General features: G+C 57.4%; 17 protein-coding genes. 9 read left to right on the forward strand and 8 right to left on the reverse strand.

Annotation, left to right across the window (positions count from 1 at the left end; all coding sequences use genetic code 11):
- Positions 1-13: 13 nt before the first annotated feature.
- The 3 genes from AC13DD_RS20260 to AC13DD_RS20270 are packed head-to-tail and all read right to left on the reverse strand — an operon-like array spanning position 14 to position 1,199.
- Entirely contained in the window at positions 14-325 is a 312-nt protein-coding gene (locus tag AC13DD_RS20260) for an EthD family reductase (RefSeq protein WP_008176874.1), read from the reverse strand.
- Complete coding sequence (locus AC13DD_RS20265) at positions 322-588, reverse strand: zf-HC2 domain-containing protein (RefSeq protein ID WP_008176876.1); 267 nt, start codon at positions 586-588, stop codon at positions 322-324. The genes AC13DD_RS20260 and AC13DD_RS20265 overlap by 4 nt, the downstream gene beginning before the upstream one ends.
- Entirely contained in the window at positions 582-1,199 is a 618-nt protein-coding gene (locus tag AC13DD_RS20270; protein ID WP_008176878.1) for an RNA polymerase sigma factor, read from the reverse strand. Before AC13DD_RS20270 ends, AC13DD_RS20265 begins: the two co-directional genes overlap by 7 nt.
- A gap of 254 nt (positions 1,200-1,453) precedes the next feature.
- Here AC13DD_RS20270 and AC13DD_RS20275 point away from each other — a divergent pair, with 254 nt between their 5' ends.
- From AC13DD_RS20275 to AC13DD_RS20310, 8 genes are all read left to right on the forward strand, one after another.
- Positions 1,454-3,643, forward strand: coding sequence for an FAD-dependent oxidoreductase (locus AC13DD_RS20275; RefSeq protein ID WP_273070969.1), 2,190 nt, complete (start codon positions 1,454-1,456; stop codon positions 3,641-3,643).
- Positions 3,630-4,601, forward strand: a complete 972-nt coding sequence (locus AC13DD_RS20280; RefSeq protein ID WP_339624145.1) for a radical SAM protein — start codon at positions 3,630-3,632, stop codon at positions 4,599-4,601. Before AC13DD_RS20275 ends, AC13DD_RS20280 begins: the two co-directional genes overlap by 14 nt.
- Positions 4,602-4,988: 387 nt before the next feature.
- A complete protein-coding gene (locus AC13DD_RS20285; RefSeq protein WP_014578974.1) occupies positions 4,989-6,392 on the forward strand; it encodes a sodium:solute symporter family transporter in 1,404 nt (467 codons plus the stop codon).
- Between the two features lie 4 nt (positions 6,393-6,396).
- Positions 6,397-7,347: a metallophosphoesterase family protein gene (locus tag AC13DD_RS20290; RefSeq protein ID WP_008176885.1), complete on the forward strand. Its 951-nt coding sequence runs from the start codon at positions 6,397-6,399 to the stop codon at positions 7,345-7,347.
- 148 nt (positions 7,348-7,495) lie between these two features.
- Complete coding sequence (gene ectA, locus AC13DD_RS20295) at positions 7,496-8,011, forward strand: diaminobutyrate acetyltransferase (RefSeq protein WP_008176886.1); 516 nt, start codon at positions 7,496-7,498, stop codon at positions 8,009-8,011.
- A 207-nt stretch (positions 8,012-8,218) separates the two neighbouring features.
- Positions 8,219-9,487, forward strand: coding sequence for a diaminobutyrate--2-oxoglutarate transaminase (gene ectB / locus AC13DD_RS20300; RefSeq protein WP_008176887.1), 1,269 nt, complete (start codon positions 8,219-8,221; stop codon positions 9,485-9,487).
- Between the two features lie 50 nt (positions 9,488-9,537).
- Positions 9,538-10,980 carry an aspartate kinase gene (locus tag AC13DD_RS20305; protein WP_039882177.1) on the forward strand — a complete coding sequence of 481 codons (1,443 nt, stop codon included), beginning with the start codon at positions 9,538-9,540 and terminating at the stop codon, positions 10,978-10,980.
- A 138-nt stretch (positions 10,981-11,118) separates the two neighbouring features.
- Positions 11,119-12,117, forward strand: a complete 999-nt coding sequence (locus AC13DD_RS20310; RefSeq protein ID WP_008176892.1) for a sigma-70 family RNA polymerase sigma factor — start codon at positions 11,119-11,121, stop codon at positions 12,115-12,117.
- Between the two features lie 33 nt (positions 12,118-12,150).
- Here the strand turns inward: AC13DD_RS20310 and AC13DD_RS20315 are convergent, their stop codons facing one another.
- From AC13DD_RS20315 to pdxH, 5 genes are read right to left on the reverse strand one after another with little or no spacing between them, the layout of a single operon-like run.
- The gene (locus tag AC13DD_RS20315) at positions 12,151-12,609 is read right to left on the reverse strand and encodes a DUF3429 domain-containing protein (RefSeq protein ID WP_008176894.1); all 459 of its coding nucleotides are present in this window, start codon (positions 12,607-12,609) and stop codon (positions 12,151-12,153) included.
- Complete coding sequence (locus AC13DD_RS20320) at positions 12,606-12,911, reverse strand: DUF6482 family protein (RefSeq protein WP_008176895.1); 306 nt, start codon at positions 12,909-12,911, stop codon at positions 12,606-12,608. Before AC13DD_RS20320 ends, AC13DD_RS20315 begins: the two co-directional genes overlap by 4 nt.
- 57 nt (positions 12,912-12,968) lie before the next feature.
- Entirely contained in the window at positions 12,969-13,550 is a 582-nt protein-coding gene (locus AC13DD_RS20325; protein ID WP_008176897.1) for a DNA-3-methyladenine glycosylase I, read from the reverse strand.
- Positions 13,551-13,583: 33 nt separating this feature from the next.
- Positions 13,584-14,342 (reverse strand): 4'-phosphopantetheinyl transferase family protein, encoded by a 759-nt coding sequence (locus tag AC13DD_RS20330; protein ID WP_008176898.1) that lies wholly within the window; start codon positions 14,340-14,342, stop codon positions 13,584-13,586.
- Positions 14,311-14,946 carry a pyridoxamine 5'-phosphate oxidase gene (pdxH, locus tag AC13DD_RS20335; protein ID WP_008176900.1) on the reverse strand — a complete coding sequence of 212 codons (636 nt, stop codon included), beginning with the start codon at positions 14,944-14,946 and terminating at the stop codon, positions 14,311-14,313. Before pdxH ends, AC13DD_RS20330 begins: the two co-directional genes overlap by 32 nt.
- A gap of 234 nt (positions 14,947-15,180) precedes the next feature.
- Between pdxH and AC13DD_RS20340 the strand changes: the two genes are divergently transcribed.
- Positions 15,181-16,467, forward strand: coding sequence for an MHYT domain-containing protein (locus tag AC13DD_RS20340; RefSeq protein ID WP_008176902.1), 1,287 nt, complete (start codon positions 15,181-15,183; stop codon positions 16,465-16,467).
- Positions 16,468-16,488: the final 21 nt, after the last annotated feature.

Below are 16,488 nucleotides of genomic sequence, written 5' to 3' on the forward strand. Positions count from 1 at the left end.
CCGACCTGAAGGATTATTCGATAACGTCGCTGATCTGGACCGTTGGCTGAACGTTGGTGAAGTTCGGGATGTCGCCAAGAATTTCCTTGGCATGGGGGCCGAAGGCGGTCTGGAAATCGGCAACAGAGTCAAAATACATGTGGCCCATGGCAATGTAAGTGGGGCCCTCTCCCGGGGCGCCGCCGGCCAACCCGGATTCGATGGCTGTGCGCTTGCAGGCATCGCCCAGCCTGTCGCGGACCAACGCCATGTGCGTGTCTCGGTAGTAGGCAAGGTCAAAGGTGCTTTCTGCGGTTTTCGGATACATCACACTGACTTTGATCATTTCGGGCCTCGGTTTGTGGAATCGCGGGGACCCTCTTTTAGCGCCTCGGCCACCCGTTCGTCAATCTTGCGGATAAGCTCCTCGTCTGCCTCGCCAGAGGAATGTGCTTTTAACATGTCGGTGCTTGCCCGCAGATTGCCGATAAAGGTCCGGCAGTCCTTGCACATCATCAGGTGCATTTTGACTGACATGTTCTGGAGAACAGGCAGCTCGCCATCAATATAGTCGCTGGCAATTACCGCGAGATCCCTGCACATCAGCATTCGCCGGTCTCCTGGAAATTCTCCACCATCAGAAAGATCTTTTGCCTCGCTCGATGCAAAAGAACACGAAGATTAGAGGCACTGACGTCAAGAATGTTACAGACGTCATCGGATTTATGCTGGTGGGCTTCGTAGAGCATCAGCGCCGAGCGCTGGGTTTCCGGAAGGGAGGAGAGGTGTTTGTCGAGGCAATCGCTGAGGGCGCCGTTCTCCATCAGGGTGTCGGCGGATTCATGGAATTGAAGTTTGGGTGGCAACTCCCAGCGTCCTTTGGCGTTAAAACGATGGGCCAGTTCTGGCTCCAGGATGTCCGAAAAGTCTGTTGGGACTTCCCTGTTGGCCGATCGAAGCTGATTCTTGCAACGGTTGGCAACAACCCGGTGCAACCAGGTTTTTAAACCTGAACGACCTTCAAAGCCATGGATCGCATCAATAACTTTAACCCAGCAATCCTGAACGGCTTCTTCTGCACTGGAATGATCCAGATAGAACCGGGCGACTGCTAACATGCCGGGGGTGTAGGCACGTACTGCTTCCTGAAAAGAGTCATTATCACCCGTTTTCAAGCCCTGAATCAGTTCTATCTCCTTTTCCCGACTTGAGTCAGTCATGACCGTTCCCTTTTATGAGCAATTGTTCAAGAATAGCAGTAAGTTTGGAAATCGGTCGATAAGTTCCCGGCGTATTCGGTAGGCGGTGTAATCAAATTGTTAGATATTCATGAGCAATCGTTGACACAATGCGTTGCCGAACGACGTACAACAACGGTAAGCCGGTAACGAACACTGAGCCCAAGGTTTGATGTAACACTTCCGGGATTGGGGTGTCTCTTCGTTATCACGTTCAAGGTAGAAAGGATTATTTCATGACACTCAAGAAATGGATTCTGGTCGCGTTGATTGCGGCTGTGGTTGTCGGGTTTATTGCCAGTGGTGGTAGCGAGCTTCTGACTCTCGAGAACCTGAAGCAAAACCAACAGTCCCTCGGTAACTGGATCGATCATAATCTGTTGGTTGCGGTGCTGGGCTTCGTTGTTGTTTATGTCGTGGTAACAGCGCTTTCTCTGCCAGGCGCTACCATCATGACTCTGGCTGGTGGTGCGTTTTTCGGCAATCTCTACGGTCTGGCAGCCGTCTCCGTTGCTTCAACTATCGGTGCGTCGCTTGCTTTCCTGGTGGCGCGGTTCCTGATGCGAGACACGCTTCGAAAACGGTATGGCGAAACCGTGGCGAAGATGGATCGCGGCATTGAAAAAGACGGCGCCTTCTACCTTGCAACCCTGCGGCTTGTGCCGGTATTTCCCTTCTTCCTGATCAACCTGGCCATGGGCCTGACGGCCATGAAGCTGCGCACCTATGCGCTGGTAAGCTGGATCGCCATGTTGCCCGGCACCTTTGTTTATGTGAATGCGGGTACCCAGTTGGGCCAGATCCAGTCCACCGGCGACATCGTCTCGGCCGATCTACTGCTCTCCTTCGCGCTACTGGGTCTGTTCCCGCTGATTGCCAAATTTGTGGTGGGCTTTATCCGCCGCCGCAAAGTGTACGCCGGCTGGCAGAAGCCCGAACATTTCGATTACAACCTGCTGGTCATAGGCGGTGGCTCTGCCGGTCTGGTCTCCGCCTACATTGCCGCAGCCGTGAAAGCCAGGGTGGCTCTCATAGAGAAGCACAAGATGGGTGGCGATTGCCTGAATACCGGCTGCGTACCCTCCAAGGCCCTGATCCGCAGCGCCAAGGCCGCGGATACCCTGCGCCATGCCAATCGGTACGGGTTGGAGTCCGTGCCGGTTAAAGGCTCGTTCAAGACCATTATGAACCGAGTCAAAGATGTTATCGCCAAAGTGGAGCCCCACGACTCCCCGGAGCGATACCGAAAGCTGGGTGTTGATTGCATCGCCGGTGAAGCCAGCTTCGTGTCGCCCTGGGAGCTTGAGGTCCGGCACAACGATGGCCGCACGGAGCGCCTGACTGCCCGCAGTATCGTTGTTGCCACCGGCGGCAAGCCGGCCGTACCTCCGATCCCCGGTCTCAAGGACATGCAGCCGCTGACCTCCGACAACCTGTGGGAGCTGGAAGAGCAGCCGGAACGTCTGTTGGTGCTGGGCGGTGGTCCGATTGGCTCCGAACTGGCCCATGCCTTTGCCCGACTGGGCAGCAAGGTGACCCAGGTGGAGATGGGTGAACGCCTGCTGGCCAAGGAGGATGAGGATGTCTCCGAACTGGTTCTGAAGCAGTTCCAGGCGGACGGTGTGGATGTCCGGCTGAAACATGCTGCTGCCGAGTTCCGTATAGAGGAAGGAGAGAAAGTTGCCTATTGCGAGCACGCGGGTGAGCGGGTGCGCATTCCTTTCGACCAGGTTCTGGTTGCTGTTGGCCGTGCGGCCAACACCGCCGGCCTGAACCTGGAGCGGATTGGTGTGGATACCCTGCCGAACGGAACCGTACCGGTAGAGGAAGACATGAGCCTGAGGTACCCGAACGTATTTGCCTGCGGCGATGTGGCTGGTCCATACCAGTTCACCCACGCGGCGGCCCATCAGGCCTGGTACGCGGCGGTCAACGGTCTGTTCGGGCAGTTCAAGCGCTTCAAGGTAGACTACCGCGTAATGCCCTGGGTGACCTTTACCTCGCCGGAAGTGGCGCGGGTGGGACTCAGTGAAGCCGAGGCAACCGCGCAGGGCGTGGCCTACGAAGTGACCCGCTACGGGCTGGATGATCTGGATCGTGCCATTGCCGAGAATGAGGATCATGGTTTTATCAAGGTGCTGACCCCGCCGGGCAAGGACAAGATCCTGGGCGCCGTGGTGGTTGGCAGCCACGCCGGGGAAATCTTGGCCGAATTCACCCTGGCCATGAAGCATGGCCTGGGCCTGAACAAGATCCTGGGCACCATTCACCCGTACCCGACCTGGAACGAGTCGGCGAAATACGCTGCCGGCGAATGGAAGCGTGCCCATGCCCCCGAAGGCATCCTGAAGCTGCTGGAGAAACTGCACGGCTGGCGCCGTGGGAAAAACACGAATACACCGAGGAGCATCTATGCCCCTGACTGAAGCCAGACCGGCCCGGAAAAATCGAATTCCGGCCGTTGAAGTCCTGGAACCCCGGGCCCGTGATAGCTGGACCCACACTCGCAACGGCGACCCCCGGGGTTACATCGATGCCGACAAGCTCAAAGAGCTGTGGATCCACACCGGCACCGCCTGCAACCTGGCCTGCCCGTTTTGCCTGGAGGGATCGCACCCCGGCGATGGCCGCATTCCGGGCATGAAACTGAGTGACGTAAAACCGTTTATCCACGAAGCCATCGACATGGGCGTGGAGCAGTTTTCCTTCACTGGTGGCGAGCCCTTTGTGATCCGCGACTTCGTCAATATCCTGGACTACGCCAGCCAGCACCGGCCCTGCTTCGTGCTGACCAACGCCACCGAGCCGCTGCACAAGCGACAGCATCAGGTGCTGCCTTTGCTGGATAACCCCTACCCGATTCATTTCCGGGTCAGCCTGGACTTCCCGGACAGGGCCCGTCACGACAAGGACCGCGGTGACGGCAGCTTTGATGAGGCCTTGCAGGGCATCCGCTGGCTGGTCGATCAGGGCTTCAAGGTGTCCATTGCCCGCCAGACCGATCCGGAGGAAATTCCGGCAGATGTCGAAGCCGCGTTCCGTGACATCTTCCGGGAGTGGGGCATTCCGGAGAACCTGGCATTCACCGCATTTCCGGATCTGGGTACGCCAGGCTCGGAAGACGGCAGCCCGGAGATTACCGAGACCTGCATGGAGAAGTATCCGACCAAGGAGGCTCGCTCTCATTTCATGTGCACCTATACCCGGATGCTGGTGAAGAAGGGCGATGAGGTTCGGGTGTATGCCTGCACTTTGGTGGACGATGACCCGCAGTATGACCTGGGGGGGACGCTGACCGAGAGTATGGATGAGCGCATTATGTTGCGGCATCACCGGTGTTTTTCCTGTTACCGCTTTGGGGCTAGTTGTTCGGCGCCGGCTTGATTCTGGTGTAGGGCCGCTCAGGACTGATTGCTGGTCATTGGCGGCCTGGGAGGTGACGTTATTTTCCCTTGGGAAAAACAACTCGCTTCGCTCAGACATCTTTTTCCTGGCGGGAAAATAACCTCACCACCCAGACCGCGGGTACGGCTTTGCTATTCGGTTGTTGGCTATCTCCTTCGCCGGGGAAACCAGAACGGAAGTTGAACAAGGGGCAGGCCGGTAGGGATTTCAAAAAATGTGGAGCGCCATGGACGGCGCGACCAAGCCCCCCATGGATGGGTTCACGGGCGTTTTTTTGAAATCCCTACCGGCCTGTCCCGAAAGGCACCCAAACCAGAAACCCGGGAAAAACCCCGGATTAAACGACAAAGAACAAGGTAAGAAAACATGAACTTCACAGAGGCCTCCCTGTTCTGGGGATTCCTGCTGGTCTACGGCGTGGTGATGTATTGGCTGTCGCCCAGGAGCAAGAACGCGAATTCTTTTTATAAAGGCGCCGATGACCAGGGTAACCCGGTGGGGCAGTGGTCGCTTACGGCCAGTATTTTTATCAGCTGGATCTTTGCCAAGTCGGTGACCAATGCGGCGAACCTGGGTGCGGCTTATGGCGTGGTGGGCGGTCTGGCCTATGCCAGTTACTGGCTGTCGATTCCTGTGGCGGGGTATGTGATTTACCTGATCCGAACCCAGACCGGGGCGCGGAGTCTGCAGGATTTTCTGACCTCCCGCTTTGGCCGGCTGGCCAGTCTGGCGTTTGCGGCGGCGATTCTGATCCGGCTTTATAACGAAGTCTGGAGTAATACGGCGGTGGTGGGCGGTTATTTCGGGTTGCCCGGTGAGTGGGAGTATTACGCGGCGGCGATGCTGTTTACGGTGTTTACTCTGGCCTACAGCCTGAAGGGTGGGCTGCGGTCTTCGATTTTCACCGATGTGATTCAGGCTTTCGTGTTTGTGTTCTTTGTGGGAGCGGTGCTGTTCCTGATCATTCCGGCCAACGATACCAGCGCCTTGCTGACCAATGGTGAGTTCCGGCTCAACGCCGGTTTTGACCTGCTGTTGGTGGCTTTGCTGCAGCTGTTCAGTTATCCGTTCCACGATCCGGTGCTGACCGACCGGGGCTTTGTGAACAAGGAAAAGACCATGCTGAAGAGCTTTGTGGTGGCCGGGCTACTGGGCTTCGTGGCGGTGTTTATCTTCAGTCTGGTGGGTGTTCACGCCCGTCTTAACGGCATTGAGGCCATGGGCAACGCGCCTGCTGCCGTGGGCCAGTCTCTGGGCCTGGCAGCGTTGTTCTTCATGAGCGTGGTCATGATGACGTCGGCGGGGTCCACCCTGGATTCCACTTTCACGTCGCTGGCCAAGTCGCTGGCGGTAGATCTGCCCAGGCTGGCGCAACGTGCCTCTGACAAGCTGCCGAGCATGCGGGTGGGTGCGGTCGTGATGGTGATCTTTGCCTTCCTGGGCAACCTGCCGATGTTCGCCGGCACCGATATCCTCAAGGCCACGACCATCTCCGGGACGATGGTCATGGGGCTGGCGCCGGTGTTCCTGTTCTACGGTTTCACCAAGTGGTCGCCGTGGAGTTTCCATCTGAGTTTCTGGACCGGCCTGGGGCTCGGGGTCTTGCTTGCGGTTGGGCTGATTCCAGCAAGCTGGGCCATTGGCGATGGCAAATACGCCATGTTGCTGGGCGTGAACGCCTATGGCTTCCTGATCTGCACGGCTGGCTTCTTTACGCCTTTAGTGCTTCGTCGTCTTGCCGGACGGTCACTGGCGGCGGGGGAGGCCTGAGCCGATGAGCGAAGGCCGCAGCTGTCCGTTGGCGTACCGGTACTCTGCCGAATCGCTTTGCGAGGATCCCCGCACGGTTTCCGAGGACGTGCTGTATATCATTGGAGGGCTTTACGGGAATCCCTGGGCCCTCGATGAAATCGAGCAGATGGCGCTGGCGGAGGAGCGTCAGGGGCACCGGGTGAAGCTGGTGTTCAATGGTGACTTCAACTGGTTCAACGCCAGCGATCGCCTGTTCCGAACCATCAATAACCGGGTGTTGGATCACACGGTCAGTCTCGGGAATGTGGATTTCGAGCTGGCGAATCCCAGTGCCGGTGCCGGATGCGGTTGCGCCTACCCGGATTTTGTCGATCAGGGCGTAGTGGAGCGGTCGAACCTTATCATGGAGCGGCTTCAGGGGATTGCCGGGGAACATCCGGATATCCAGCGTCGCTTGTCCTTGCTGCCGCGGTATCGATGCCTGATCTTTGGAGGCCTAAAGGTTTTGGTGGTGCACGGGGATCTGGAGTCCCTGGCCGGATGGGGGTTGGCTCACGAAGCTTTTGTCGAGGGTAACGATGGCAAGCTCTCGCAATGGTTCCTGGCGTCGGGGGCCGATGTCATTGCCTCAACCCACACGTGCCTGCCGGTGCTCTGGTCGGGGTTGGTGGGTGAGCAGAATCGGGTGGTAGTGAACAATGGCTCCGCAGGCATGGGGAATCTGCAATCAGACCCGCGTGGGCTGATCACCCGGATTGGTCTGTCCAGCCCCGTCATTGAGCCGGTTGCCGGAATTGAGCGGCATGGGCTGCATGTGTCTCTGCTGCCTGTATCCTATGCACTTGAGGCCTGGTTGCCGGAGTTTGACCGGTTGTGGCCGGTCGGCTCGCCTGCCGCTGTGTCCTATCGGAACCGAATTCTGAAAGGCACCTCACTGAGTGCCGATGATGTGATTTTTCCTTCACTAATTTAACCATTTTGTCACTGGCGAATGCTTCAATCCGGTCTATTCTGAAAGAGTGAGCTGGAGCCTTGCCGTAGGCGGGTTTGAGCTGTACTTGAAATATATTTTGTGGTCTATATAATTCAACACTAACTTTTTGCCACGAATTGATCTCGTTATGACATCAGAAGGATCGAATACCACCGCCATCACGCTTCGCACACCGGTGAAAGATGATGGCTTCAGGCTCCACCAGCTGGTGGCAGAGTGCCCGCCGCTGGACCCCAACTCGATTTACTGCAACCTGTTGCAGTGCAGCCACTTTGCCGAAACCGGCGTGGCCGCGGAGAAGGACGGCGATCTGGTCGGCTTTATCTCCGGATACATCCCTCCCCAACAGCCCGAAACCATGTTTGTCTGGCAGGTGGCCGTGCATGAGAAAGGTCGTGGACAGGGCCTGGCCAAGCGGATGCTGAAAGAAATCGTTGGCCGTGATGCGTGCAAGAACGTCACCCATATGGAGACAACCATCACCGAGGACAACGAGGCCTCATGGGCGCTGTTCCGTTCATTCGCCCGTGATATGGGAGCCGAGCTCACCTACCACGAGCATTTCGAGAAAGAGACCCACTTTGGCGGCAAGCACGATTCCGAATTCTTGCTGCGCATAGGGCCTTTCACGAAGCCAGCCTGAGGGCCGCGGTCCTGGATCAGCCCTGCAACAAGATTGCGGCGCTGTGAACGACTGTAAAGCTGTGATTTGAATTAGCCGGCGGACCACTGAGGTAGGTCTGTCACAGGGCTTTAATCAACGCACGGTAGGCCTATCGCTACCCCATCAGCAGTTTTTGATAAGCCACCGCGCATCTACCTCGAACCTGACATGCTAAGAGGCAAGACGATGGAAATTTTCAAGTCGACTGAATCCGAAGTACGTGTATACAGCCGTGCGTTTCCGGTTATCTTCAACCGTGCCAAGAACGCGCACCTGTACACTGAAGATGGCAAGGAATACCTGGATTTTCTCGCCGGCGCCGGGTCCCTGAACTACGGCCACAACAACGACACCCTGAAGAAGGCTTTGCTTGAGTACATCGAGGCAGACGGCGTGAGCCAGGGCCTTGATATGTTTACCACGGCCAAGCACGACTTCATGGAATCCTACAAGAAGCACATCCTGGATCCCCGTGGTCTGGACTACAAAATGCAGTTCACCGGTCCCACCGGCACCAACTGTGTGGAAGCGGCCCTGAAGCTGGCCCGTAAGGTGAAAGGCCGCAGCGGCATTATTTCCTTTACCAACGGTTTCCACGGCGTGACCATGGGCGCGGTTGCCACTACGGGTAACAAGCATCACCGCGGCGGTGTTGGCACGCCCCTGGGCAATGTCGACTTCATGTTCTATGACGGCTACCTGGGCGACGATGTCGATACCCTGGCGATCATGGATAAACTGCTGAGCGATGGTTCCTCCGGTTTTGAACTGCCAGCGGCGGTAATCGTCGAAGCGGTTCAGGGCGAAGGCGGTCTGAACGCCTGTCGCGCGGAATGGCTGAAAGGTCTGTCGGAGCTGTGCAAGAAGCACGATATTCTGCTGATCCTGGATGATATCCAGGCGGGCAATGGCCGCACCGGCGAGTTCTTCAGCTTTGAATTTGCCGGTATCAAGCCGGACATCGTAACGGTTTCCAAGTCCCTCAGCGGCTATGGCCTGCCGATGGCCCTGGTACTGTTCAAGCCGGAGCTGGACGTGTGGGATCCGGGCGAGCACAACGGTACCTTCCGCGGCAACAACATGGCGTTTATCACTGCCCGCGCTGCTGTCGAGAACTACTGGAAAGACGATGCCTTTGCCAATGAGGTGAAGGCCAAGACCAAGGTGCTGGGCGATGCCCTTCAGTCGATTTGCGACAAGTACCCCGGTCAGTTCAAAATGAAGGGGCGCGGTTTGATGCGTGGTATTGAAGCAAAACACGCAGACATCACAGGCCCGATCACCAAACGTGCCTTCGAGCACGGCCTGATCATCGAGACCAGTGGTCCGAATGATGAAGTCATCAAGTGCCTGATGCCGCTTACAACCAGCGAGGAAGACCTCAAGAAAGGGGCTGCTCTGCTGGCAAAAAGTGTGGACGAAATCATGCAGGAAGGGCTCAGCGAGGCGTCGTAAGACGCCTGCACCTCCGGACATTCATGCTGCAGGATAGCAAAGGCAAGATTATGACCAGCCAACTACATACCGTTGAGAAAATCGGCGGCACCTCGATGAGTAACTACGAGGCCGTTCGTGACAACATCATTATCGGTAATCGCAAGAAGGACAATCTGTACCAGCGCATTTTCGTGGTCTCTGCCTATGGCGGCGTGACCAATGAACTGCTGGAACACAAGAAGACCGGTGAGCCAGGCGTCTATGCCCTGTTTGCGGATGCAGAGTCTGACTGGGCCTGGGGTGACGATCTCACCAAGCTGGTCAAGTTCCTGACCGACATCAACGGCGAGCTGTTCGAAGACCCGATGCTGAAGCAGCAGGCGGATCAGTTTATCACCGACCGGATTGAAGGTGTTCGGGGCTGCCTCATCGACCTGCAGCGCCTGTGCTCCTATGGCCAGTTCCAGCTGGAAGAACATCTGCTGACGGTGCGTGAAATGCTGGCCGGTATTGGTGAGGCCCACAGTGCCTTCAATACCGCCCTGAAGCTCCAGCAGGAAGGCATCAATGCCCGCTTTGTGGATTTGACCGGCTGGCGCGATAACGAGTTGCTGCCGCTGGACGAAAAGCTCAAGCAGGCCTTCGATGCGGTGGACCTCACCCGTGAGCTGCCGATCGTGACCGGTTATGCCCAGTGCAAGGAAGGTCTGATGCGTACCTTCGACCGGGGTTACAGCGAGATGACCTTCAGCCGGGTAGCAGTAATCACCGAGGCCCGGGAGGCGATTATCCACAAGGAATACCACCTGAGCTCTGCCGACCCCAACATTGTTGGCGCAGACAAGGTGGTGCCACTGGGCCGGACCAACTATGACGTGGCCGACCAGCTGGCCAATCTGGGCATGGAAGCGATCCATCCCCGTGCCGGTAAAGGCATGCGCCAGAACGAGATTCCGCTGCGTGTGATGAACACCTTTGAGCCGGAGCACACCGGTACGCTGATCACCGGCGATTACGTCAGTGAGAAGCCTCAGGTGGAGATCATCGCGGGCGCCAAAGGCGTTTTTGCCGTGGAAGTGTTCGATCAGGACATGCAGGGCGAGCCGGGCTCCGATCGCCGTATTCTGGATGTATTGAGCCGTTTCAAGGTTCGGTTCATGTCCAAGGACACCAACGCCAACACCATTACCCACTATGTGGGCAGCACGCTGAAACACGTCAAGCGGGTGGTCAAAGCGCTGAAGGAAGAGTTCCCCAATGCCGAAATCAACACCCGGAAGGTGGCGGTTGTTTCGGCCATCGGCAGCGATATGAAGGTTCCGGGTATTCTGGCCCGTTCCGTGAAGGCGCTGGCCGATGAGGAAATCAGTATTCTTGCGCTGCACCAGTGCATGCGTCAGGTGGACATCCAGTTTGTGGTGGATGAGGACGACTATGAGAAAGCCATCGTTGCTCTGCATGGCGTTCTGATCGAGCCTCACAACCATGAGTATGCGATCGTCGCAGCCTGAGTTTCTGTAACTTCCCCGCACGATACCCACAGCCGACCGTCCGTGTCGCCTGTGGGTTTTTACTGACCCTGCCCCGGTAAATCCATCAGCTACAGCACGTCGTATTCTTTGGTGTAAATTCTGACCGGTACCTAAGCCATGCGAACGACCGAAAGGCTGGGACCGTCTCCGACAACGCCCAACGATGGTGAAAGGGATTCCCTGGTCGGGCTGTACTTCAGGGATGCGTCCCGGTATGAACTGCTGACAGATGAGGCCGAACGCCGCCTCTCCCGCAAACTGACACTGTGCTACCGAATTATCAGTACCGAACTGGCCCTGCCGGAGGAGACTCCGCAGACGTTCCGGGAAGTGATTGGTAGCCTCGGAGACGCCTGTGCGTTTTCATCTCGATGTCGCCGGGCCTTTCATCTGGCGACGGCTTGTCGTCGCAAGCTGATACAGAGCAATCTGCGTCTGGCGGTGCATATTGCCCGCCGTTACGGGCAGCACGGCATCCCTATGTCTGACCTCATCCAGGACGCCAACGTCGGTCTGATCAAGGCGGTAGAGCGTTTTGATCCCACCAAGGGCTTCCGATTCTCGACTTATGCCTACTGGTGGATAAGCGAGGAAGTCAAACGCTGCCTGCAGCGGGGGACGCGGCTGGTGCACACACCGGAAAATGTGGTGGATGAAATTCGACAGCTGCACAAGGTGTCGCTGCGAATGCATCAGAGCCTTGGGCGGACGCCTTCCCAATCGGAGCTTGCCCGCGAAATGGAGGCAAGCCCGTCGAGGATCGGCGAGTTAAGGGCGCTGGCGACCCGGGAGATATCAACCGATGTTCCCCTTGTTGAGGACGGGTCCGTCACCCTCGGAGACAGCCTGGACGCCGGCGACCAGATGGCGCCGGATCACCCGATGTCGGACAGGGACCGGCAGCGCACCCTGAAGTCGATGCTCAGCGAGCTGAATGATCGTGAGAAAGACATTCTGTCGCGTCGTTATGGTCTGGGACTGCCGGAACCGGAAACGCTGCAGGTGATTTCCGACGATCTTGGCATCAGCAGAGAGCGGGTGCGCCAGATCGAGAAAACTGCCCTGAAGAAGCTGCAGAGTCGTTACGAATCCCCCGAAGATGCGTTTGGAGCCTGATTTACGTCAGGCTCCCGCATTCCCCTTCAGAATTCAGTGAGCAGTGTGCAGCAGGAGAAACCAGGCTGCCGCTGTAAGCTGACAGACCAGGACGACTGAGGTGAGGACGAGTCTCAGGCGAAGATACCAGGCTGGCCAATAGACCTTCATCCAGCGGGCGTCCACCAGATAGAGGGCGAGATAGGCACTGGTATACAACACAATCTGGCCACTGACAGGCAGAAGTAGCCCTATCCCTGCGGCCACAAAGAAGACCTGGCTGAGTAGCATAGTCATCAGTGGAGACAACGGGTAGCAGCAGTTGTCCAGCTGCATGGCAATGGGCCAATAGACGCCAGCCATAAACGCCAGAATGCCTGCGCTGTACAGATAGAAGTAGCCGAGAAGCGCCACACTGTATTGCGGCATGAAAAACAGCCCCGCCAAGAGGCCGATAAACGGGATCAACCCCGCGATGCCAACAAGGATGGCTAGTCTCGCTACAGCAATCACGGTTTCTGCCTCTGCACCCGGATTCGCATCGGTTCAACGTCGGTCGGTTCCATTCCCACCATTTCGTGGTAAGCGGAGGGGTGGACCACCTGGGTCTCCCGAATGTCGAACGACGCCAGGGTGTCCTGGATCTGCCAGGCACCCCGGAAAAGGCTGGTGGTTCCGTTCTTTTCCGAGAGGAGCAGGGTCTGGTTGTCCATACTCAGGCGGGCCATGTAGTGCTGGCCCTCAAGCGAGAGGATCTCAAGCAGGTCGATAACCGGACTCTGCAGGCTTCTGAGTTGGTCAAGAGTGATTCGCACAGTAAAGCTCCGCGGTTTCAAACACTCCAGAACTTACGACCCCCCAGCCTATTGAGATCATTGGCTTAGTAAATAGCATTCCCGGTGTTGTGGGCACTGAACCAGATGATCATTCACCATGCCGGTCGCCTGCATGAAGGCGTACACAATGGTTGGGCCGACAAAGGTGAAACCGGACCGCTTCAGAGCTTTCGACATGGCCTCGGATTCTGCGGTTGTGGTCGGCACTTCGGAGAAGGCGCGCCAATGGTTCTGGATTGGTTTATCGCCAACAAACGACCAGAGAAAATCACTGAAACCGATACCTTGTTCTCGCAGATCCAGATAGCCCCGGGCATTCTTGATGATCGATCTGACCTTTAACCGGTTGCGGATGATGCCCGGGTCTGACAGCAGTTCCTCGACCTTCGCTTCATCGTAACGGACGATCTTTTCCGGATTGAAGTCATCGTAAGCGGCTCGGTAATTGTGCTGTTTTCGCAAGATGGTGATCCAGCTCAGGCCGGCCTGTTGGCCGTCCAGGCAGAGTTTTTCGAAAAGGGCGAGATCGTCGTACTCCGGGCGGCCCCAGACGGTGTCGTGATAGTGCACGTAAAGCGGATCATTTCCACACCAGGGGCAGCGTTCAGCGGTCTCCATACAATAGCCTGTGTTATTTGTGTCTGGTTCGGGTTACGGGCTTTTTCGACGAATCGTGCGTTGGAACAGTGGCTCCCAGTAGGCCTCCATCGGCTCGGCATCCACCAGGGCGAAGTCCCGTGGCGGCGGCTCAAGTAGGGTGATTTCCGGCCATAGGGGCCGGCTTCCACGGTACACCACGGTCAACAGATAGCCTTCAATATAGCAACAGGCCGCCTGCCAGTCCTGCTCGGGCTGGTCGCCGTAGATCTCGAAATTCTTCCGCACCTCAAGCGTTTGCAGGTTGCCGGCAATGCCCCTGCCCGTGGCTTTCAGCCATGCTTCCTTCAGGGTCCAGACCTTGAGGAAGGTGTTGGAGTCGTCTTCGCGGAACAGCCACTCCTGCTCGACGGGGGAGAACCAGCGTTTTACTACTTTCTGCCATTGAGCATGGCGCTGGCAGGGTTCAAGATCCAGTCCAATGGGGGAGCCTGATAGAGTGGCGCAGGCAGACAGGCCCTGGCTGTGGCTGAGGGACAGTCGCCAGCCCTCGGGCGTGCCGGACGCATTAGGGCGCCCGGATACCGGGCAGCAGAGGTCCGGTGCCATCTGCGCTGACTTGCCGATGGCCTGACGAATCAGCCAGCGGCTGGAAAGGTATTCTCGTTCCCGGGGACCGCTGAACTTGCTCGCTGTCTGGCGTTCGTAGTCAGTCAGCCAGTGCGGGTGCGCAATTTCGGGCCCGTCGGTCTGGTGACACAGCCAGACCGACGGTCGGGATTCAGGGTTGAAGTCGCTGGATGAGCCAGCCATCGCCTTTCCTCACATATTCAAAACGGTCGTGAAGCCGGCTGGGCCTGCCCTGCCAGAATTCGATACGCTCCGGCACGATGCGATAGCCGCCCCAGAAGCTGGGAAGAGGCACTTCGCCCTCGCTGAACTTCCGCTTGATTTCGGCAACCTTCTGTTCGAGTAGGCCCCTGGACGTAATGGCCTTGCTCTGTTCGGAAACCCAGGCGCCGATCTGGCTGCCCCTGGGGCGCGATGCGAAGTACCGCAGGGATTCGGCCTTGCTGACTTTCTCAACGGCACCCTGGATCCTTACTTGTCGGTTCAATCCGATCCAGGGGAACAAAAGCGCCGCCTGCGGATTTTCCTCCATCTCCTTCGCTTTGCGACTGCCGTAGTTGGTGTAGAACACAAAGCCATGGTCGTCGAAGTACTTCAGCAATACCGTGCGGAGATCTGGCATGCCGTCCTGCCCCGTGGTCGCCAGCGACATGGCGTTGGGTTCCAGAATGCCTGCTTCCCGGGCATCCTCAAACCAGTTCTGGAACTGCTGCACCGGATTATTGTCCAGTGCATCGCGATCCAGCCCCTCGCTCTCGAAATCACGACGCATATCGCCGATGTCCATAACCTGTCCTCTTGCCTGCGCGTAAAACGCCCCGGGAGAAATACGAGCCAGAAGCATATCGGGTTCAGGGTTCACTGTCAGCGCTGCTTATGTCTGAAACGGTTACATAAACCCAACAATAAAGTGAGACCTGTATCACAGCTGGCCCGTATCTCCTTCGACGCCGATGCGGGTCTGGTTTGGGCAAACTGCCTGGCTGGCCCGCGCGCACACACAAAACAAAGGTTTGCACAAATGATGTCCGAATATGATCTGCCCCTGGTTGTCGCCTCCTTTCTGGTTGCTGTATTGGCAGCTTATGCGGCTCTGTTTTTTGGTGCCAGACTCGTTAATGCGGAGTCTGGCGAACGTCGGAAATGGCTACTGGCCGGCGCCCTGCTGATGGGCACCGGAGTCTGGACGATGCATTTCGTCGGAATGCGGGCTATGCCGATGGGTGTTCCCATGTCGTTTGATGTGATGATGACGTTGGTTTCCTGGCTCGCAGCCGTGCTCGCTTCCGGTGTGGCTCTGCACATCATCGGGCGCAAACAATTGGGAGTCCCTCTGTTCGTCAGTGCGACCCTGTCCATGGCCAGCGGTATCGTAGTGATGCACTACCTGGGCATGTATGCCATGCGCATGTCAGCGCCGCCAACGTTTAACACCGTATTTTTGCTGATTTCGATCGCGATTGCCGTTGTGGCTTCGGGAGCTGCGCTTGCCCTCTGCCGGAAACTGCAGGGCATGGACGGATCCGGCACCCTGGCGGTACAGTTCGTGGCCGCCCTGGTGATGGCCGCTGCAATCTGTGGGATGCATTACACGGGCATGATGGCGATGACCTTTCCGGAGGGCGCCGTGCCTGCAGCTGACAACGGCCTGCGGGGGAACTGGATGGGAATACCCCTGGCAGTCTTCTGCATTGCGATGCTGGCCGTGGCCCTGGTTGTGACCGTTCTGGATGTAAAACATCAGCGGGCACTTGAGGCATTCAAGGCGGAAGAGGATAAACGGGTGGCAGAGCTTGCCTTTACCGATGCCGTTACCGGCCTGCCCAACCGGTCAGCGCTGGAACAACGCCTGCTGGATATCCTTGCCCGGGACAACGACCGCGGCAACCCGTTTGCCTTGATTTACCTCGACATCGCCAACTTCCGTGAACTGTCCACCGGAATGGGTGATGAGTCGTTGAACGCGGTCGTCAGGGAAATCAGCGAGGCATTGCGTGATCAGATGTCGGATCAGGTGTTTCTCGCCCGATACTCGGCCAGCGCCTTCTTTGCCCTGGTGCCAGATCATGAAGATAGCCAGCATGCCTTCATGTACAAGCGGTTGCGGCAGATTGATCAGCGTATCGGCACGCCTTCAATGCCGGTTACCTGGCGCGCCGGCCAGGCGGCCTATCCGAAAACCGGCAATTCGACCCGCAAGTTGGTGCGGGCTGCCATGGTACCCAGAGACCTCAATGAGATCGGCGAATTTGCGAACATGGCCGCCGACCCGGAGTTAGTGATGCCGGGTCATAACCGTCACAGCTGACAAACAGCCTCTGGGACGACT

It is taken from the genome of Marinobacter sp. L-13 (assembly GCF_056857715.1).